The sequence below is a fragment of the Winogradskyella psychrotolerans RS-3 genome (genome assembly GCF_000427335.1).
Taxonomy (GTDB): Bacteria; Bacteroidota; Bacteroidia; order Flavobacteriales; family Flavobacteriaceae; genus Winogradskyella; species Winogradskyella psychrotolerans.
Genome location: NZ_ATMR01000094.1, coordinates 71,033 through 91,147 on the forward strand (window position 1 = coordinate 71,033; position 20,115 = coordinate 91,147).

The following is a 20,115-nucleotide window of genomic DNA, read 5'->3' on the forward strand; positions in this document are numbered from 1 at the left end:
ATGTTAAAGCGAATCAGTATTATATTGGTATTAGGTATTTTAATTTTTGCCTGCGATGGTATTAACAAACCAATAAAACCAGATAATTTGATATCTAAAGCACAAATGACGGATTTGCTTTACGATCTGTATTTAGTGAATGCATCAAAAGGTGTTAACAGATCCACTTTAGAAAAAAATTATTTCGATCCGGAATTCTACATTTTAAAAAAACATAATGTAGATAGCACTCGGTTTGCAGAAAGTAACAACTATTACGCTTATGAAACCGAAACGTATAAAGCGATTGTTGATGAGGTAAAAGAGCGACTAGAATCTGAAAAACAACATTTTGAAGACATAAGAGAAATAGAGGCTGATTCTATAAAACAACTTAGAGATTCAATTGCTATGGTAAAAAAAACAACTAAAGATTCTATTCGGAAAACTTTTGATAAGACTGCTTTAAAAAAAATGAAGCCTAATAATCCTTAAGAAATAATTTACTAACTTCTTCTATACTTTTATCTATAGGTTTAAATTCAAAATTTAAGCTATTTATTATTTTTGAAGCATCATAATTTGTAACGCTTAACGCAGATTTTGCAGTTTGTTTAGATAAACTTCTGCGTTTTCCAAAAAGCAGATGCTGTAGCCAATCTAATCTCCACGCAATTCCTAATAACCAAGGTTTTGCTTCTTTTGTTGGTGGCTTAACCTCTAATTTTTTTGCAGTTTTAGTAAGAAAAGTTTGAAAGCTTAAGTTTTCAGTAACTAAAATAAAACCTTCATTTTTAATGGTACTATGCATTAGTTGTTCCATGGCTTTAACCACATCCCAAACATCTATATAGCCAGTGACTCCTGTTGTATAATAAGGCATGCCTTTATATATGCGCTTAAATAAATTGCCGCTACCTCCACCATTCCAATAGCCAGCCCCTAAAATAATTCCAGGATTTACAATCACAGCATCTAAACCCTCTTGCGTGCCTCGCCAAACTTCAAGCTCTGCTCCATATTTGGTAATCGCATAGACACTATTGTCATCTTCAGGGCTCCAATCGGTTTGTTCATCTATTAATTTTTCAGGATTACTATGATGTCCGATTGCAGCAATAGTACTCACATAACATAATTTTTTAACCTGATGACTAATCGATAGATTAACAATGTTAGCTGTGCCTTTAATATTTATTTTTCTTAAGTCGTTATATTTATCAGGTTCAAAAGAGACGAAGGCGGCACAATGATAGACGTGTGTAATACCTTTAAAAGCGGCTTCAAGTTTAGGTATATCATTAATATCCGCTTCAACCCATTCAATTTTATTAAAAAGCGTTTCAGCATCATTAGAAAAGTAAGAGAAGACATTTTTTACACGTGCTAATGTTTTTTCTCGTCTATAGATAGCACGTATAGGTTCATCACTTTTCAAAAGTTGAAAAAGCAGATGAGAACCAACTAAACCTGTACCTCCTGTAACTAAAATCATTGTGTAAAGTTACGTTTTTTAAGCCTTATTCTTAATGTGAATTTTCGATTTATAAGTAATAGGTCTAATCAGTATCTGCTTAAGCAAATTGAGTTAAAATTGTCTTTTGTCTTTAAAAGGGGAAACATATCTTTGCGTAAATTAATTTGAAACTAAAAAGCAATGGCAAATAAGTTTGTAGAAGAATTACGTTGGAGAGGAATGGTACACGATATCATGCCTGGTACTGAAGAACAATTAGACAGTGAGATGACTACTGCCTATATTGGTTTTGATCCTACATCAGATTCATTACACATTGGTAGCTTAGTGCCAATTATATTATTAGTTCATTTAAAAAAAGCAGGTCATAAGCCTGTAGCTTTAGTCGGAGGTGCTACGGGTATGATTGGTGATCCTTCTGGTAAAAGTGATGAACGTAATTTATTAGATGAAGTTGCTTTAGCACATAACGTTGCAGGAATAAAAAGCGTGTTATCTCGTTTTTTAGATTTTAACTCAACTGAACAAAATGCTCCAGTTTTAGTGAATAACTATGATTGGATGAAAGATTTTAGTTTTATCGATTTCGCAAGAGATGTTGGTAAACGGATCACGGTAAATTACATGATGGCTAAAGATTCTGTAAAGAAGCGTCTAAGTGGTGATGAAGGTAATGTTGGTATGAGTTTCACGGAATTTACATACCAGTTAATTCAAGGTTACGATTTTCACCATTTGTATAAAACCATGGAGTGTAAACTTCAAATGGGAGGCAGTGACCAATGGGGAAATATTACAACAGGAACAGAATTGGTTAGACGTATGCACGATGGTGAAGACCAAGCAAAAGCCTATGCAATGACGTGTCCGTTAATTACAAAAGCAGATGGATCTAAATTTGGAAAGTCTGAAGGAGGAAATGTTTGGTTAGATACTGATAAAACATCTGTTTATAAATTTTACCAATTTTGGTTGAATTCTACCGATGAAGATGCTGAGAAATACATTAAAATTTTCACATTTTTAGATAAAGAAACGATTGAAGCTTTGATTGCAGCTCATAAAGAAACTCCACATTTAAGATTGTTGCAAAAACGTTTGGCTGAAGAAGTAACTGTATTTGTGCACAGTAAAGATGATTATGATAATGCGGTAAAAGCATCAGAAATATTATTTAGTAAGGACTTTAAAAACGAGATTAAACAATTGTCAGAGTCTTTGTTTTTAGATGTTTTTGAAGGTGTAAAGCATGCTAAAATTTCTAAAGCAGAATTTAATGAAGGTATAGACATGATTGGTGCTTTGGCTGCGAAAACGGATTTCCTAAGTTCTAATGGTGATGCAAGACGAGCGTTAAAGGAAAATGCGGTAGCAGTAAATAAAGAAAAAGTAAAAGAGGACTATATGTTGTCATCTGAAGATTTAATTCATGACAAGTATATTATTCTTAGTAGAGGAAAGAAAACAAACTTCATTTTAGAGGTTGTAGAATAATCAAGTACTTAAAATATATTTAGACCTGTCAGTTTTAAAACTGATAGGTCTTTTTTTTGTGCATAAAAAAAGTGCCCAAAATTAATTTTGAGCACTCCTAACCAATCAATCAACTTTTGAAAATCTTACTTTTTCATAGCTGTTACTAAGTCGTGAGTAATTTTAGTTCCTTACAATAAAAGTAATAAGATTATTTCTAGCGGAGTGCAGATAGCAATTTCATTAGCATTCTAGTTTTATTTTGAATGCAAATTCAATTTATAAAGCCATTAAATTACAGCCTCTAATATCAGAATTATCGAATCTTCCTATAATTTCGAAATGGCCATTATCATAGACTTTACCCAAATCTTGAGTCGCAATAAATGAACAAGAATTAAGGTTTGCCAAATCAATTACATTAATACCTCCCGTTTTATTGGGTTGCTGTATGGTTAGGGCATCTTCTGTATCTCGCGTTACTATTTTCATCCAAGGTGGACATTCAAAAACACCATGGCCTTTAGAGTATGCTTGGCTTAAAAGCTCGGTCATACCATATTCACTGTGGATTTGAGGAACGCCAAATCCAGATTGTAAGATTTGGTGTAGCTCTTGTCTAATAATTTCTTTTCGTCTGCCTTTCATCCCACCAGTTTCCATAATTGTAGTATGCTTCAGGTTAAGTTGGTGTGCTTCAACTAAATCTAATAGTGCAAAAGAAACTCCTATGAGTAATGTTTTTGTTTTTTAGCTTCTAGTGATTTTAATGTATGCGCTAATTCTTCAATATTGTTGAGGTAAAACCCGCTTTCGGTTTGGTTCGATTTTTCAATTAAATCATTCACCATATAAATTAAAGAAGAGCCATCGCGTTCTAAATAAGAAGGCAGTAAAGCTAAAACTACATAATCTTCAATATTTCCATAAAAGTGTTTAAAGGCTTTTAAGTAGCTCTCTTCGTATAGTTTTATATCTGAGACTAAATGTTTACTTGTTATGCTTCCTGTAGTGCCAGAGCTTGTAAATAGTTTGTCTATAGGTGACGTTGTGCTTAAAACATCACGAGATTTAAAAAACTGAATCGGTAAAAACGGAATTTCTGAAACTCGTTTTATGTCTGATGGATGTTTATATAATAAATCGCAAAAGGAGCGATACACCTTATTATTATGAAACTGAAATTTAAAAATATCTAAAGCTAATACTTCAAATTCAGTATCAGATTTTATATTAAAAATGGCGTCTTTAAATTTCATGCAGCAAAAGTATGAAAATAAAAAAACGTCCCGATAATTATCAGGACGCTTTTAATATGAATTAAAAAAATATACTTACTTAATTACTAATTTCTTAGTAGTAGAAGCATTATTTTGAGTAATTTTTACGATGTAAACACCAGACTTTAAGTTCGCAACACTTAACGTGTTGTTTGTTAATGTTTGGTTTTTAACTTGTTTACCTAAGATATCAAAAACTTGTACAGAGATAGCAGCGCTATTTGTAGAAGAAATTGAAACAGAACCTGTATTTGTTGGGTTAGGATATAAGCTAAATGTATTAGCGCTAAAATCAGTAACACTTAATGGTGCTGCGATATCACTAGCGTATCTAGGTATAACTTGGTTAACTGAATTGAATTGAGCAGCTAAACCTGTAATGCTTGACGCAGTAGTAGGGATTGCAGAACCAATTAAATCTTCATCACCAAATCCAGCTCTACAAACGGTTACATCTGCTCCATCAGCTACGTCGTAACTTGTGTTATCAACAAATACTCCTGCGTCTGCAAAAGTTACATTATTTAATGTAATTAATCTACTTTGGTAAGTATCTCCGCTATTAATAAGGTCAGAAGCAGAAAGAACAATTGGAGTTAGCGTATTTCCTGTAGAAGAAGTACCTGCTATATCTTGAGTTGGAATAAATTGAAGGGTTCCAGAAAATTCAGTAAGCTGACCTTTTAAACCAGTAATACCATCACCAATGTTTAAAGCAGTTGCTAACATACCTGCTGCATCATCAATAAGGATTCCAGCACCACCATCTTGGATGTATTTTTGGTTTCTAGTATTTTCAGTAACAATGTAAGATATAATAGCTTCACCTGTTAATTCATAAGTTCCGCCAAGAGTACCAGCTCTTAATTCAGTAATGCTAGCGACTTGGTTTATAGATGATACGCTAAACGTAATCATGTCAGTATCTAAAGTTGTACCACCACCATCAACTAAATCAGCTGTTACAGTATAAGTTTGACCATTTGTCGTTGCAACTGCAAAAGGGCTTGTTGCGTTTGCTGTTGGAGTTCCATTAACAGTTAATGTAACGCTTTCTCCACCTGCTAAATTAGCAGTAATAAATTCTACATCTACAGATGTCATACCTGGAGCAAATGCAGTATTATCACTTGGGCTTGTAATCGATATACTTGGAGGTGCTGTTCCTGCAAATGCGGTCCAAACAACATCATCAACAGCAACTTGACCAGCACCATTTTCTGCATTGATGAATTTTATTACGACATCACCTGGTGTATTTACTGTAATAGTTCCAGATGCTTTTATAACATCTTGCTCTGCATTACTTGTTACATTACCAACGACAACATCATTAACCAATACGTTTAAATTAACAGCAGTTCCAAAAGCCTGCATGTAATTAAAACTAATAGTACCAACTCCTCCAGAAATTAATCCTGAACTAAATTCAGCTTGAGGTGTTCTGTTTCTTCCAATCATTATAGATTGTCCAGTAATTTCATAGTCTGCTCTACATTGTGTATAAGTCCAAGTAGAACCATCTTGACCTGTAAAAGTTCCATCAACGTAGCTATTTCCCTCTACAGAAAAGCCATCAAATGTTTCAGTGCCTTGGGCAAAAGAAAAAGTTGAGATTAATGTAAATAATAAAAAGTAAATTTTTTTCATAATTTTAATTGTATAAAAGTTAGACAACAAATATAATAACAAATAGTGAGTTTTAAGAATCAGAGTCGTTAATAGTTATCATTTTACAATATGTTAACATGGTAAATGTCAGGTGCTTCTTAGTTTCAATAATTTACAATTTCAATGTTAGGGAATTGTTATCAATTCACTATTTGTAGATAGTTAACAGGGATATAATTTATATTTACAATTATTTAAAACCTTATTCAATTGAAAAAGAAAGACATTAAGATCTTATTGGTAGATGATGACCTAGATATTTTAGAAATAGTAGGTTTTAATTTGTCGGCAGAAGGCTATCAAGTTATTAAAGGTGAAAACGGTGAAGAAGCTGTTAAATTAGCTAAAAAACACCAACCACATTTAATTATAATTGATGTGATGATGCCAAAAATGGATGGTATTGAAGCTTGCGAACGTATTAGAGAGGAGCCTAGTCTAAGCGAAACTATCATTACGTTTTTAACTGCAAGAGGTGAAGATTATTCTCAAGTAGCCGGTTTTGAAGCTGGTGCTGATGATTATATCGCGAAACCTATAAAGCCTAAAGTCTTAATTAGTAAAGTGAAAGCCTTACTCCGACGACTTAAACACTCTGAAAGTAGTGCTGAAACGGTGATTCAAATCGGTGATTTAATAATCTATAAAGAGGAATACAAAATTACTGTTAACGGTAAAGAAACGGCATTACCGAGAAAAGAATTTGAATTGTTATCTTTGTTAGCAACCAAACCAGGTAAGGTTTTTAAACGAGACGAAATTCTAGATAAAGTCTGGGGAAATGAAGTCGTTGTTGGCGGAAGAACCATCGATGTACACATTAGAAAACTCCGTGAAAAAATAGGGGACAAGTCCTTCAAAACCGTAAAAGGTGTGGGTTACAAGTTTGTAGATTAATGCATCATAAAAATCTTAAAAAATCTTATAAATTCGCCTTGCGAACAGCGCTATACGTTACGTTGTTTACATCTCTTCTTGTGGGTGTTTTTTTGAATTATTATCATATAATTAATTGGCATTTTGTTTTTTACCCCTTTGTATGCTTTCCGTTTTGTTTTATTATTATTCAGTATAGAGTTGAACGTTTTATATACAGGCGTGTTAAAAAAATCTATGATGATTTAACACTGCTAGAATCTACAAGTCTAAGGCAACAACCCATAACTACTGATATGGGAACATTAACGAAAGAAATTGACAAATACGCCAAAAACAAAAAATTTGAAATTGAAACTCTAAAAATTAGAGAAGAATATCGAAAAGAATTTATTGGTAATGTTTCACACGAATTAAAAACGCCTTTATTTACTGTTCAAAGCTATTTGCTTACGTTGTTAGAAGGTGGGGTTGAAGACGAAAAGATTAGAAAAAAATATTTAGCTAGAGCGGCTAAAGGAGTCGAGCGCTTAACCTACATTATTAAGGATTTAGACATGATTACCAAATTAGAAGTTGGTGTTCTTAGTTTAGATAAAGAAAATTTTGATATGGTTAAAGTGGTTCAAAATGTATTTGATCTGTTCGAAATGAAAGCAGCTAAAAAACAGATTACATTAACTTTTGATATCGATTATACAGAACCTATAAAGGTCTATGCAGATAAAGAACGTATTCAGCAAGTTTTAACCAATCTTATTGTTAATTCTATTAAATACGGAAGAGAAAAAGGAACTACAGAAGTAAGCATAGAAAACCTCATTAAGAATAAAGCGATTATACGAGTTACTGATAATGGTGAAGGGATTGCTAAAGCTAATCTTCAACGTTTATTTGAACGGTTTTATCGTGTAGATAAAAGTGGTTCTCGTAAAGAGGGTGGTTCTGGCCTTGGGTTATCAATTGTAAAGCATATTATTGAGGCCCACGAAGAAAAAATATATATTGAAAGTGAATTAGGTGTGGGTAGTGAGTTTTCATTTACTTTGGAAAAGACCAAATAACTTTTTATAATTTAGTTGGTAGTCTTCCGATTTAAAACCACTATAATTTTTAATTTCAGATAACATATTAATGTCAAAATCTTCTTGCTTACAATAAGGGGCAATACCTTCAGAAGCTAATTTCTTAGCTAAATATTCTTGTTCAAATTGACCTGGAGTAGGTATAAAGAAGGCTTTCTTTTCAAGTTTTGCTAAATCCATCAGGGTTGTGTAACCAGACCGACTTAGAATAACATCACTTTTGTTAATGGCAATTTCAAGTTGGTTACTTGTCATAAAATTATAGATAGTAACATTGTTTACAACCGTTTTCTGTTGTTCAGATTCTACGTTTCCTTTTATAAAGAGCGCATTTCCGCTGTAGTGCTTTAGGTCGCTTAAAAGCTTTTCTTCTAAGTAGGTACGTTGCGGTTCTGGTCCAGATAGTAAAACAAGAAGATCGTATTCTATTTCTACATTTTGTTTTTTAAATCGTGTTAATGGTCCTAAATATTTTACCGATGCTATAAAATTAGGAACATGGCCTAAGTCTCCACTCAAATTAGTTGTGCCCATATGATCAGGAACCCAACATTCATCAAATTTAGAAATTATGTTTTGATGCAATTTACTGCTTAACCATGTAGTGTTACCACTTAACACGCGTAATTGATGTGTAATGAATACCGACGGAATAGCATTATACCTAACACCAAATCTGTTATCTGAAATAATACCAATAATCCCTTCTGATTCAACTAAACTTTCAACAACCTTTTTTTCGCGTTTAATTGTTTTTAAAAGATGTGGTGAATCTTTCAATAATTTAATTTTAAAGCTATTTGCTTTTTTGGCGTACGTAATATTATAGGATGGTAACTCAAAGGCGCTTAGTTTTGGAAATTCTTTTTTCAATAATTCTAAAGCGATACCATCACTAGCAATAATAGGTTCAAAATTATGCGCTATTAATTCATTAATAATGGGAATACATCGTGTAGAATGTCCTAATCCCCAATTTAATGGCGCAACTAAAATCCTTTTTTTTGTATTCAACTTTTATTAGTGTTTCTTAATTTTAGATTGTAATAAACAAAGGTAAACCTAAAATGTTTGCTTAATTTTACCGAATTATTAATAAATCAATATGTAGTGGGAAGTAAAAACAAACTTAAACGCTTTAGGGAAAACGAAACCTTTCATAATGTATATCAACCAACACGAGAAGAATTGGTCGATGCTACGTACAAATTAAAAGGAAAATGGAAAACGGAAGTTTTTAAAAACGATAACCCTTTAGTTCTAGAGTTAGGCTGTGGTAAAGGAGAATATACCGTTGGTTTGGCAAAACGCTATCCGAACAAAAACTTTATTGGTATAGATATTAAAGGAGCAAGATTCTGGAGAGGAGCAAAAACAGCGATTGAAGACGATATTCCTAATGCAGCATTTATTAGAACACAAATTGAATTAATAGCGTTTATTTTTGAAGAAAATGAAGTTGATGAAATCTGGATTACATTTCCAGATCCACAAATTAAATATCAGCGGACAAAACATAGAATGACGAATCTACAGTTTTTAGAACGCTATAAAAAGGTATTAAAACCTGGTGGATTAATGCATCTAAAAACCGATAGTGAATTTATGCATGGCTATACCTTAGGTTTATTGCATGGTTCGGGTTACGAGGTGTTATATGCCAATCATAATGTTTATAAATTAGAAGGCAGTCCAGAGGATGTAACTGAAATTCAAACGTTTTACGAAAGTCAGTATTTAGAAAAAGATAAAGCAATTACGTATATTAGATTTAAAATCAACTAAAAATTGAGCATTACCGTCATTTTTTTCTTGGGCTTTTTGTGGCATTTGTAGGAGTTATACCTCCTGGATTGCTAAATATGACAGCGGCAAGAATTAGCTTAAAGGAAGGAGCTGCTCGCGGTATCATGTTTTCTACAGGCGTTTGTATTGTAGTATATATTCAAACCTATGTAGCGGCTATCTTTGCAAGATATTTATCTAGTCACTCAGATATCGTAGCGATTTTAAAACGTGTCGCTTTTGTAATATTTGTACTCATTACTATTTATTTTTTGATGTTAGCGTCTAAGCAAAAAGAGCAAAAACAAGAAACTGAAATTAAAAGTAAACACGGGAGATTATTACATGGTATGTTGTTGTCTGCGCTCAATATTTTCCCGATTCCGTTTCAAGCATATATGACTATTACTTTGGTGTCTTTTGGTTGGATGAATTTCGAAAAATTAAGCATTGTCACTTACGTAACAGGTGCTGCAACAGGTACCTTTGTAATGTTGTATTTCTATATTTTCTTTTTTGATAAGATTAAAGATCGAAAATTCACTTCTCAAAAAAGTATGAATCTCAGTATTGGTATAATTACCGGACTTGTTGCTTTAGTTACGTTTATTACCATTCTAAGAGAACTGTAATGAAACCTGAAACGCTTAGTTTTTTCGAAAAAGTATATGAGGTAGCTAAGAAAATTCCTTACGGAAGAGTAACCAGTTACGGAGCCATTGCAAAATATTTAGGAGCAGGAAAAAGCGCGAGAATTGTGGGGTATGCCATGAATGGCTCGCATAATAAAGATGTGCCAGCACATAGAGTTGTAAACCGAAAAGGACTTTTAACAGGCAAACATCATTTTGAAGGGACCAATTTAATGCAACAGCTTTTGGAAAGTGAAGGTGTTGAGGTTGTTGAAAATCAAATTCAGAACTTAGAGACTATTTATTGGGACCCTGCTAAGGAATTGTAAGGCTATTTTAAGTTAAAATATTATTATGAAAAAACTTTGTATAATTTTCATTTTAATGACGTCATGTTATAACAGTGAAAACAATATAACATTGCCTTTTGTTACCCCAAAAGATTGTGATACTATAATGGCTGAGCAATCAATCACGATGTTACGTTCTATACCTATAGTTTATGCCATAAATGTAAAGGATTCATTAAATATGAATTTTGAGGTGAAATATAAGTCTTCAGATTATACGGATGACGGTATTCCTTTAAATAGTCACGATAGTATAAAAGTCTTTGTAGATAATACTAGAATTAAATTTCATACTGATGAGTTTGATATTTTAAGTTTTCCACCACCTCCGCCACCTCTACCAATAATTCAGGATTCAATTTTAAATTTAAATGACGAAACCAATCCTAATGATCATGATAGTTTATCAATTAATAAATACGAAAACAAGTTATTAGAGAAATTAGAAAAAAGGAGTAAAATTCATTTTAAAACGTTTCCTGTTTATGTCTATAATTATGGTAAAGAGGAAACAATAATACAAAAACCTATCGCTGGCGATTTGTTTATGTTATTGGAAGCAAAAGATAAAAATGAAGAATGGAAACCAATAGAGTATTTAAAACAATACAGTTTTTTATGTGGTACAGGTCATGAAGATTATAGATTGAAACCTAAACATTTTATTTTTTCTACAGTGAAAAGATATGAAGGCAATTACAAAACGAAATTAAGAGTTAAGTTGATGTCCTTTAATAAAATATATTATTCAAATACATTTGAAGGCCATATAAACTATAGTCAGTTTGATTCTGAACCCATAGTAAATCAAACAAAATCTAATTTTAAGTATAAAGATTCCATAACATTAATTAGAAAATTGAATGGCCTATTTCTTACTGAGTAGTTTTTCTTAATAATTGCAAACGCTTAATGTATTTAAAATTCGAATTCAGGCATTAATCAATTCAATTTATCTAGTTCAAATTCTAAACTATTCTAAGTATCTTTGCGTTTAGAATTAATCTTAATAAGAAAAAACGCGAGTCTTTATTCTAGTCTCTATTTTCTTAAGTCTTTAAACGATATGAAATTAATAAAACAAGATATACTTAACGCGCTTAAAACTATAACAGCACCTGGTGAAGGTGAAAATATGGTAGATAGTGGAGCGGTAACTAATGTTGTGACGTTTGCAGATGAAGTCATCGTAGACATCACCATAAGAAACCCAAGTCTTCAAGCACGTAAAAAGACAGAAGTTGAAATTTTGCAAACAATACACAAGCTAGTGTACGAAAAAGCAAAGATAAAAGTCAATATAAAAGTTGATGCACCAGCAACATCTCCAAAAAACGAGATTAAAGGAAAGTCAATTCCAGGTATTCAGAATATTGTGGCAGTTGCGTCTGGTAAAGGTGGAGTAGGTAAATCTACGGTAACAGCTAACTTGGCTGTGACTTTAGCAAAGATGGGCTTTAAAGTTGGTATTTTAGATGCTGATATCTACGGACCGTCAATTCCGATTATGTTCGATGTGGCTAACGAACGACCACTATCTGTAACCATTGATGGAAAATCTAAGATGAAACCTGTAGAGAATTACGGAGTAAAAGTATTATCTATCGGATTTTTTACAAAGCCAGATCAAGCCGTTATTTGGAGAGGGCCAATGGCTTCTAAAGCTTTAAATCAAATGATATTTGATGCGGCTTGGGGAGAATTAGACTTTATGTTAATTGATTTACCTCCAGGAACGGGAGATATTCACTTAAGTATTATGCAAGCTTTGCCTATCACAGGTGCTGTTGTGGTGAGTACACCTCAAAATGTAGCTTTAGCAGATGCTAAAAAAGGAGTGGCGATGTTTCAGCAAGATAGTATCAATGTACCTGTTTTAGGTATTATAGAAAATATGGCCTACTTTACACCTGCGGAGCTTCCAGAAAATAAATACTATATTTTTGGAAAAGAAGGAGCTAAGCATTTAGCGGAAGATTTAAATGTGCCGTTTTTAGGTGAAGTACCATTGGTTCAAAGTATAAGAGAAGCTGGTGATTTAGGACGACCAGCAGCAATGCAAACAGGAACTCCGATTGAAGCAGCTTTTGAAGCAATTACAAGAGATGTTGTTCAGCAGGTGGTAGATCGTAATGACGCATTACCAGCTACGGAAGCGATAAAAATTACAACAATGGCAGGTTGCTCTGCTGTTAAAAAAAATTAAATGAGCACAGAAGAACTTAGATTAAACGTAGAAAAAGCATTGGATGAAATCCGTCCGTTTCTACAAAGTGATGGAGGCGATATTAATTTATTATCTATTGACGATGGTAAGTTTGTAAAAGTACAACTTGTAGGTGCTTGCACATCGTGTAGCGTTAATCAGATGACCTTAAAATCTGGTGTAGAGATGACTATTAAAAAATATGCTCCACAAATCGAAAAAGTTATTAATGTTGAAAAATAATGTGACATTTATCACATTCTGAATAAAATGACATTAGTAATTTTGTATTCAATTTTACATTCATGATTACAACAGATATACTTATTATTGGCGCTGGCCCAACAGGACTTTTTACGGTTTTTGAAGCCGGACTTTTAAAATTAAAATGCCATTTAATTGATGCTTTACCACAACAAGGTGGCCAATGTACAGAGCTTTACCCTAAAAAACCCATATATGATATTCCGGCATATCCAGAGATTTTAGCTGGCGATTTAACGGATAAATTAATGGAGCAATGTAAGCAGTTCGAGCCAGGATTTACTTTAGGTGAACGTGCAGAAACTATAGAGAAGCAAGAGGACGGTACGTTTATCGTTACCACCAATAAAGGTACAAAACATCAAGCTCCAGTAGTTGCAATTGCAGGTGGATTAGGAAGTTTTGAACCTCGTAAACCTTTAATCCATAATATAGCTGATTTTGAAGATAAAGGTGTTGAGTACATGATTAAGGAACCTGAAATGTATCGCGGTAAAAATGTGGTGATTGCAGGAGGTGGAGATTCAGCCTTAGATTGGAGTATCTTTTTAAGTGATGTCGCTAAAAGTGTGACTTTAATTCATAGACGAAACGAATTTAGAGGCCATTTAGATTCTGTTGAAAAAGTACAAGAATTAAAGAATAAAGGAAAAATAAACCTTATTACACCGGCCGAAGTTGTAGGTATTGTTGGTGATGATAAAGTGAAAGCTATAGTTGTAAAACAAGCGCAACATATTGAAAAGGAATTTGAAGTAAAATGTGATCATTTTATTCCATTATTTGGATTATCTCCTAAACTTGGACCAATTGCAAATTGGGGACTTGAGATAGAAAAAAATGCCATTAAGGTTGATAATTCATTAGACTATCAAACTAATATTCCTGGTGTTTTTGCTATTGGAGACGTTAATACGTATCCTGGGAAACTAAAATTAATTCTTTGTGGTTTTCACGAAGCTACATTAATGTGTCAGTCTGCTTATAAAATTATTAATCCAGGAAAACGTTATGTATTAAAATATACAACGGTTGCTGGTGTTGATGGCTTTGATGGTACGCGAAAGGAAGCTCCGAAAGCAGTTGTTAAAGCTTTCGATTAATGTAAAATAGACTTAACGAATCTTAAAAGAGGATGTTTCCGCATTCTTGGGAACTGATTATGGAACAAGATATAAATATAACTATCATTGATAGAGAAGGGGTAAAACACAACATTGAAGCTCCAACAGATATGGCCATGAACTTAATGGAGATTGTTCGTTCTTACGAACTAGCTCCAGAAGGAACCATAGGAATCTGTGGCGGTATGGCTATGTGTGCTTCTTGTCAATGTTATGTCTTAAGCAAAACAGAATTGCCAGAAATGCAAGACGATGAAGAGGCGATGCTTTCAGAAGCCTTTGATGTTAAAGAGAATTCGCGTTTAGGTTGCCAAATTCAAATGACACCAGAAATGGAAGGTTTAGAGGTGGAATTAGCGCCTGAGTCTTAAACAAATTCCTGCGCAGGCAGGAATCTCATAATTACATCAACAGGTCCACTCTTTAATAAGAATAAAAAGTGAAAAGAAAATGATAATTGGTATTGCAGTTATAAAACCGGTGTACCAACTATAGTATTTTTCATGTTTTAATTCACCATAATTTTTTTGATAAATTCCGTCAGCGAGCTCTGTTTTATAACTTCCATAGGTTTATGGTTTTTTATTAATATAGAAGCCTTCTTTCTTTGTGATTTTTTTAGAAAGTATCATTACTACTTTACAGACTAGTAATGTAATAAATGGTGAGAATGTGAAAACTAAACATTGGTACCCACAGAGGAAATTCCAATCAGTTGAAACCATTACTATTCCAAAAAGACCAATGAAAAAAGAAATTTTCAAATATTTCTTAAATCGCTTTTCATCTTTTAAATCTTCGTTGGTAGTTATTATGAATAAATTCAAAACACCACAAATAATAATTATCATCCAGAAATACATTTCTAATAACCCCATAAAAATCATTCCGTTTTATACTCTGATAATTTTGTGGGTCCTTCCAATAAAAACCGATCAATTTTCAAATTACCATCTTCAGAAGTTATAATTTGCCATTTAATTAATGAAATCTCACCATTTTCAATTTCAAGACCAGTAATACTTCTTGGGTGTACACAACTGCCATCATTAAAATAAGCAATGTCTCCAGGTTCTGGAAAACGCGGTCGGTGTGTATGGCCAACGATGGTGATTAAATTGTTGTTTTCAATAATCCAGCGTTTGGTTCTCTTTTCTATTTTAATGAGTTCTGTATAATTTTTAGCAGGACTTGTAGGATCTGCAATGCCCATAACATTTAATGGTTTCCATAGGATACGAACCATAAATCGGCTCCATTTCCAAAACAGAAAATTCCACCAATCTGCTTGATGACCATGTGTTAAGAATAACTTTTGATTGGTTTCAGAATGTTCTAAAACAATACCTTCATGATATTGAATACCACAAAATAAATCTTCATCATTTCCTGTTTTTGGATCAAAAAACGTAGCTAAATGTTTTTCTACGTATTTGGTATCGCGATATACCATATCATGGTTGCCCCATATCATGTGTAAACGGTCTTCATCATGAAATTGTTTCATTAGCATATATACATTTTTATGCGCATAGAAGATGCTTTCAAATGTGAGATTTTCCCACAGTTCGTCACCATCTCCAAGTTCGCAATAGCTAAAACCTTCCGTATAATAATGTCGTAATGCATGGAAGTAAATGTTGCGGTTATTGGCAAAATCATCAGCAAAACTATTATCACCTCTATGGCAATCGCTAAATAGTATGTACTTAGAGGAATCATCAAACTGAAGTCGTTTGGCGTTCTCATATGCGCGATCTAATCTTGTTTTTGAGGACATGTAATTTTTCTGTTCGACTAATTTAAACAAAAAATGCTCCTCAATAATGAGAAGCATTTTTTAATTTTCGTTTTGCTATGTTTCGAAACGAACTCTTCCGAGTGCAATACTTAAATGTCGCTTAACGACTATTTAAAAGCGTTTAAGCCCGTTACGTCGAGTCCGGTAATAAGCAAGTGAATATCATGTGTGCCTTCGTAAGTAACCACACTTTCAAGGTTCATCATGTGTCTCATAATGCTATATTCGCCACTAATTCCCATACCACCTAACATTTGTCTAGCATCGCGGGCAATAGTTAAAGCCATATCTACATTATTTCGTTTTGCCATAGATATTTGAGCTGAGGTTGCTGTACCGTTTTCACGCATTACACCAAGTCTCCAAGCTAATAATTGTGCTTTTGTGATTTCGGTAATCATTTCGGCTAATTTCTTTTGTTGTAGTTGAAATTGTCCAATCGGCTTTCCAAATTGCATACGTTCTTTACTGTAACGCAACGCTGTATCGTAACAATCCATTGCAGCTCCAATCGCTCCCCAAGCAATACCAAAACGAGCAGAATCTAAACAACCTAAAGGTGCACCTAGTCCAGATTTGTTTGGTAATAAATTTTCTTTGGGCACTTTTACATTATCAAAAATAAGTTCACCGGTTGCAGATGCTCTTAGTGACCATTTGTTATGTGTTTCTGGTGTAGAAAAACCTTCCATACCACGTTCTACAATAAGTCCGTGGATTCGTCCTTCTTCGTTCTTAGCCCAAACCACAGCAACGTTACAAAAAGGTGAGTTACTAATCCACATTTTAGCACCATTTAAAAGATAATGATCTCCCATGTCTTTAAAGTTAGTCACCATACCTGCTGGATTAGAACCATGATCTGGTTCTGTTAATCCAAAAGAACCAATCCACTCACCAGAAGCTAATTTTGGTAAATATTTTTGGCGTTGTGCTTCGTTACCATATTTCCAAATAGGATACATTACTAAAGAAGATTGAACAGATGCTGTACTTCTTACACCAGAATCTCCACGTTCAATTTCTTGCATAATTAAACCATAAGAAATTTGGTCTAATCCTGCTCCTCCGTATTCTTCTGGAATATATGGGCCAAAAGCTCCAATTTCGGCCAAACCATTAATGATTTGTTTAGGGAATTCTGCTTTTTGAGCATACTCCTCAATAATAGGTGAGACATCGCGTTTTACCCATGCTCTTGCTGCATCACGTACTAACTTGTGCTCTTCTGTAAGTAATTCATCAAGATTATAATAATCTGGTGCTTCGAATAAATCTGGTTTCATGGAATTAGATTTTATAGAGATTAAAAATTAGAGGTGACGACTGTGCTTAAATTACTGATAAAAGATATCGTTTCTTTAAGCATATATAATGAGGTCTCCTCCTAATGTTATATTTAGTTTAAATGAATTACAAAAATAGCGAATACGATTGCGGTTAACAATTTAATGTGTGATTTTTAGAAGTGGTTAGTGGTATATTTTATATCTAAAAATTAGAAATAGGAGTAAAATTTAACCGCGTTAATATCATGACGGTTAGTCTGTTTTTTTTAATAAATAAGCCCACGCTTCCATGCCTTTGGTATGATCGAATATTACTTTTAAAACACCAATTAATGGTAAAGATATGACCGCTCCAACAACTCCCCATAATGCAGAGAATAAAATGATTCCGAAAATAGTAATGAAGGGATTTAAATTAATTTCATCTCCAATAATCCAAGGAGTTAGTACATAATTTTCTACGAGTTGAGTTACGGAAATCACACCAATAACAATTAAGGCAGGCGTTGATCCGGCATAGAGATAAGAAAGCGCTACAGCAATTCCACCACCAATTAAATTACCAACATATGGAATAATGGAAAACAGCGATGCAAATAGAGCTAAAAATAACGCATAAGGCACAGAGCCAAATAAGAATCCAATATAATAAATGATAAATAAGAATACCATTATTTTTCCTTTACCAACGAAGTAATTTTTAATGGTTTGAGCTGATTTGCTTAATAATGAACTTATCGCGGCCTCATTTGAAAATTGTTTTTTAAAAAATGTTATAAACTGCTTTTTTTGCATCAAAAAAAGAATAATATAGACAAATATAATAAGGGATTGCGATAATAGACTCATAAGTGAAGCTAAGAAAGTACTAGCTAAGCCTTCCGCTTTTTCAACCAGTTTTTTATTGCCTTCTATATAGTCTTTATAATCCCAATTTAACTGGTTGTTTGCCCATTGCGATAATGAATTTAATTTTTCATTTGCCTTGTCTTTAATAGTTGGCCAATCTTCTGCCATGGTATTTATTTGGGAATTTAAAAGCCAAAAAATCAATAAAAAAAATAGTAGCATAAATAAAACTGCTAAGGCAATAGAAAGCCAATTAGGCCATCCCCAACTTTTGAGTTTTTGAACTGGTATATCTAGTAAAATAGCAATGATTGCAGCAACTAATAAAGGAATTATTAGGTCTTTTCCGTAGAAAAATAAAACTAATAGACCGCCAGTAAGTAAAAGCGTTTTTATTAAATTATTTGTAGAAATTTCTATTTTTGGAGTGCTCACGTCAGGTTTTTTAAGAATTAGATATCTTAAAAATACATCAAAATTTTAAAACCAAACGATTTTTATTTGGTATGAAATGAATAGAGTCGGTGCAGAATAAAAATTAATAGAAGGGAGGAAGCCATGTATATCTAAAGGTTTATACTGCTCTGTTTTGAGTATATACTAGGTTTATGTTTTTTACATTTTTAAATAAAAATCTTTGGTGAGATTAATGTAATCTTCTGTGTAGTGATGACGAGCAGTTTCAATAATTAATTCTGAATGTTCAATTTTTGATTTATGAAAAGAAAATTCTAGCAAGCTGCGTTTAATTTCAGTTTCAGGATTGCCTTTCACATAAAGTGAGCGATTAAGATGTAAACCAGCTTTTAAAGCGAAATCTTTAAATTTAATTTCTTCTTTATAAGGAATTACAACAGAGAAAAGTCCATCGTTTGAAAGTAAATTCGCAACAGCATAAACTAAATGCTCAAAAGGCATGGCGTCATTAAAACGCGCTAGGTCTCTAGCTTCGTTTTCGGTTTTGTAATCTTCAGAATAGAATGGAGGATTACAAATAATAAGATCGTAGTCATCTTCTAGTTCTTCAACAAATTCTAACAAAGACGCATGGTAGCAGAATAAACGATCTGCCCAAGGTGAGTTTTCGAAATTCTCAGAACATTGCTCATAAGCATCTGCATCAATTTCTAAAGCTTCGATATTTTCAGCATAGCTTCGTTGTGCAATCATTAAGGCTAAAACTCCGGTTCCGGATCCAATATCTAAAACCGAGAATGGATTTTTATCAACAGAAGTCCATGCACCAAGTAACACTCCATCTGTACCAATTTTCATAGCACAACGGTCTTGATGGACTGTAAATTCTTTGAATTTGAAAGGAAGAGAACTCATTATTCTTCGAGATACAAATCAATTAACCCTTCAGGAGTATTAACCTCTATAGTTTTATTTTTCCGATCTACTTTAACTATAAATTCATCGTTCATAGGAATTAAGATTTCAATACCATCTCTATCAATTTCGAATAAAGATTGGGCTGTGGTGTCATTAATACTTTGAAGAATACCTACCTCTCCAAAATTGGTGTCTTTAATTGTGAAGCCTATAACTTCATGAAAATAGAATTTATCACCTTCAAGTTTAGGAAGCAAATCTAATGGCAAGTATAATTCAGTCTTTATTAAAGCATCAGCATCTGCTTCCGTATCGACGTCTTCAAATTTTAAACGTAGTAAATCCGATTTATGTAATTGTGATGATTCAACAAAGAAAGGCACTAAGTTTCCTCTCAGATCTATAAATATAGCATCGAGGTTATCATACAAATCGGGTTCATCGGTATCTAACTTTGCTAAAAGTTCTCCTTTAAAACTGTATTTCGATACAATTTTTCCTAAATAAAAACAATCTTCTTTTTTCATGACAAATTTATTTGTCTTCCTGAACTAGTTTCAGGATCTCAGTTAGTAATAGTAAGGTTTTTCTTTATGACGAAATTTGTTTAATAACGTATGGTATTCAAAATAATATACA

General features: G+C 33.1%; 20 protein-coding genes and 1 pseudogene. 12 read left to right on the top strand and 9 right to left on the bottom strand.

The annotated features are described in order from the left end of the window. On the top strand, positions 1-474 hold the full coding sequence (locus ADIWIN_RS08130) for a DUF4296 domain-containing protein (protein ID WP_020898189.1): 474 nt from the start codon (positions 1-3) through the stop codon (positions 472-474). Here ADIWIN_RS08130 and ADIWIN_RS08135 read toward each other — a convergent pair. Continuing rightward, positions 461-1,474, bottom strand: coding sequence for an NAD-dependent epimerase/dehydratase family protein (locus ADIWIN_RS08135; protein ID WP_020898190.1), 1,014 nt, complete (start codon positions 1,472-1,474; stop codon positions 461-463). The genes ADIWIN_RS08130 and ADIWIN_RS08135 overlap by 14 nt on opposite strands. Before the next feature lie 162 nt (positions 1,475-1,636). Between ADIWIN_RS08135 and tyrS the strand changes: the two genes are divergently transcribed. Next, a complete protein-coding gene (gene tyrS, locus ADIWIN_RS08140) occupies positions 1,637-2,950 on the top strand; it encodes a tyrosine--tRNA ligase (RefSeq protein WP_020898191.1) in 1,314 nt (437 codons plus the stop codon). A gap of 258 nt (positions 2,951-3,208) precedes the next feature. On the opposite strand, the pseudogene ADIWIN_RS08145 reads toward tyrS, so the two are convergent. Further along, positions 3,209-4,188, bottom strand: a pseudogene (locus ADIWIN_RS08145) (long-chain-fatty-acid--protein ligase). Positions 4,189-4,263: 75 nt separating this feature from the next. Next, positions 4,264-5,859, bottom strand: a complete 1,596-nt coding sequence (locus ADIWIN_RS19515; RefSeq protein ID WP_020898194.1) for a T9SS type A sorting domain-containing protein — start codon at positions 5,857-5,859, stop codon at positions 4,264-4,266. 231 nt (positions 5,860-6,090) lie between these two features. Between ADIWIN_RS19515 and ADIWIN_RS08155 the strand changes: the two genes are divergently transcribed. Then, positions 6,091-6,777, top strand: a complete 687-nt coding sequence (locus tag ADIWIN_RS08155; RefSeq protein WP_020898195.1) for a response regulator transcription factor — start codon at positions 6,091-6,093, stop codon at positions 6,775-6,777. Continuing rightward, positions 6,777-7,820 (top strand): sensor histidine kinase, encoded by a 1,044-nt coding sequence (locus tag ADIWIN_RS08160; RefSeq protein ID WP_040756731.1) that lies wholly within the window; start codon positions 6,777-6,779, stop codon positions 7,818-7,820. Before ADIWIN_RS08155 ends, ADIWIN_RS08160 begins: the two co-directional genes overlap by 1 nt. Here the strand turns inward: ADIWIN_RS08160 and ADIWIN_RS08165 are convergent. Next, positions 7,794-8,855, bottom strand: coding sequence for a glycosyltransferase (locus ADIWIN_RS08165; protein WP_020898197.1), 1,062 nt, complete (start codon positions 8,853-8,855; stop codon positions 7,794-7,796). The two genes, ADIWIN_RS08160 and ADIWIN_RS08165, sit on opposite strands and share 27 nt — an antisense overlap. Before the next feature lie 96 nt (positions 8,856-8,951). On the opposite strand from ADIWIN_RS08165, the gene trmB reads away from it, so the two are divergent. The 8 genes from trmB to ADIWIN_RS08205 all read left to right on the top strand — a co-directional run bounded on the left by trmB (position 8,952) and on the right by ADIWIN_RS08205 (position 14,573). After that, complete coding sequence (trmB, locus tag ADIWIN_RS08170; protein WP_040756756.1) at positions 8,952-9,626, top strand: tRNA (guanosine(46)-N7)-methyltransferase TrmB; 675 nt, start codon at positions 8,952-8,954, stop codon at positions 9,624-9,626. A gap of 77 nt (positions 9,627-9,703) precedes the next feature. Continuing rightward, entirely contained in the window at positions 9,704-10,258 is a 555-nt protein-coding gene (locus tag ADIWIN_RS08175) for a hypothetical protein (protein ID WP_020898199.1), read from the top strand. Then, a complete protein-coding gene (locus ADIWIN_RS08180) occupies positions 10,258-10,587 on the top strand; it encodes an MGMT family protein (RefSeq protein ID WP_020898200.1) in 330 nt (109 codons plus the stop codon). Before ADIWIN_RS08175 ends, ADIWIN_RS08180 begins: the two co-directional genes overlap by 1 nt. 25 nt (positions 10,588-10,612) lie before the next feature. Beyond that, positions 10,613-11,494 (top strand): hypothetical protein, encoded by an 882-nt coding sequence (locus ADIWIN_RS08185; RefSeq protein WP_020898201.1) that lies wholly within the window; start codon positions 10,613-10,615, stop codon positions 11,492-11,494. Between the two features lie 180 nt (positions 11,495-11,674). Beyond that, on the top strand, positions 11,675-12,814 hold the full coding sequence (locus ADIWIN_RS08190; protein ID WP_020898202.1) for an Mrp/NBP35 family ATP-binding protein: 1,140 nt from the start codon (positions 11,675-11,677) through the stop codon (positions 12,812-12,814). Beyond that, the gene (locus ADIWIN_RS08195; protein WP_020898203.1) at positions 12,815-13,057 is read left to right on the top strand and encodes a NifU family protein; all 243 of its coding nucleotides are present in this window, start codon (positions 12,815-12,817) and stop codon (positions 13,055-13,057) included. 62 nt (positions 13,058-13,119) lie between these two features. Continuing rightward, positions 13,120-14,181, top strand: a complete 1,062-nt coding sequence (locus tag ADIWIN_RS08200; RefSeq protein WP_020898204.1) for an NAD(P)/FAD-dependent oxidoreductase — start codon at positions 13,120-13,122, stop codon at positions 14,179-14,181. A gap of 59 nt (positions 14,182-14,240) precedes the next feature. Further along, a complete protein-coding gene (locus tag ADIWIN_RS08205) occupies positions 14,241-14,573 on the top strand; it encodes a 2Fe-2S iron-sulfur cluster-binding family protein (RefSeq protein WP_040756735.1) in 333 nt (110 codons plus the stop codon). A gap of 512 nt (positions 14,574-15,085) precedes the next feature. On the opposite strand, the gene ADIWIN_RS08215 is transcribed toward ADIWIN_RS08205, so the two are convergent. The 5 genes from ADIWIN_RS08215 to rimM all read right to left on the bottom strand — a co-directional run bounded on the left by ADIWIN_RS08215 (position 15,086) and on the right by rimM (position 20,003). After that, entirely contained in the window at positions 15,086-15,982 is an 897-nt protein-coding gene (locus tag ADIWIN_RS08215) for a metallophosphoesterase family protein (protein WP_020898206.1), read from the bottom strand. Positions 15,983-16,110: 128 nt separating this feature from the next. Then, on the bottom strand, positions 16,111-17,289 hold the full coding sequence (locus ADIWIN_RS08220) for an acyl-CoA dehydrogenase family protein (RefSeq protein WP_020898207.1): 1,179 nt from the start codon (positions 17,287-17,289) through the stop codon (positions 16,111-16,113). Positions 17,290-17,544: 255 nt separating this feature from the next. Next, positions 17,545-18,576 (bottom strand): AI-2E family transporter, encoded by a 1,032-nt coding sequence (locus ADIWIN_RS08225; RefSeq protein WP_020898208.1) that lies wholly within the window; start codon positions 18,574-18,576, stop codon positions 17,545-17,547. Between the two features lie 180 nt (positions 18,577-18,756). Continuing rightward, complete coding sequence (locus tag ADIWIN_RS08230; protein ID WP_020898209.1) at positions 18,757-19,416, bottom strand: tRNA1(Val) (adenine(37)-N6)-methyltransferase; 660 nt, start codon at positions 19,414-19,416, stop codon at positions 18,757-18,759. Positions 19,417-19,472: 56 nt separating this feature from the next. Next, a complete protein-coding gene (rimM, locus tag ADIWIN_RS08235; protein WP_020898210.1) occupies positions 19,473-20,003 on the bottom strand; it encodes a ribosome maturation factor RimM in 531 nt (176 codons plus the stop codon). Positions 20,004-20,115 lie beyond the last annotated feature (112 nt).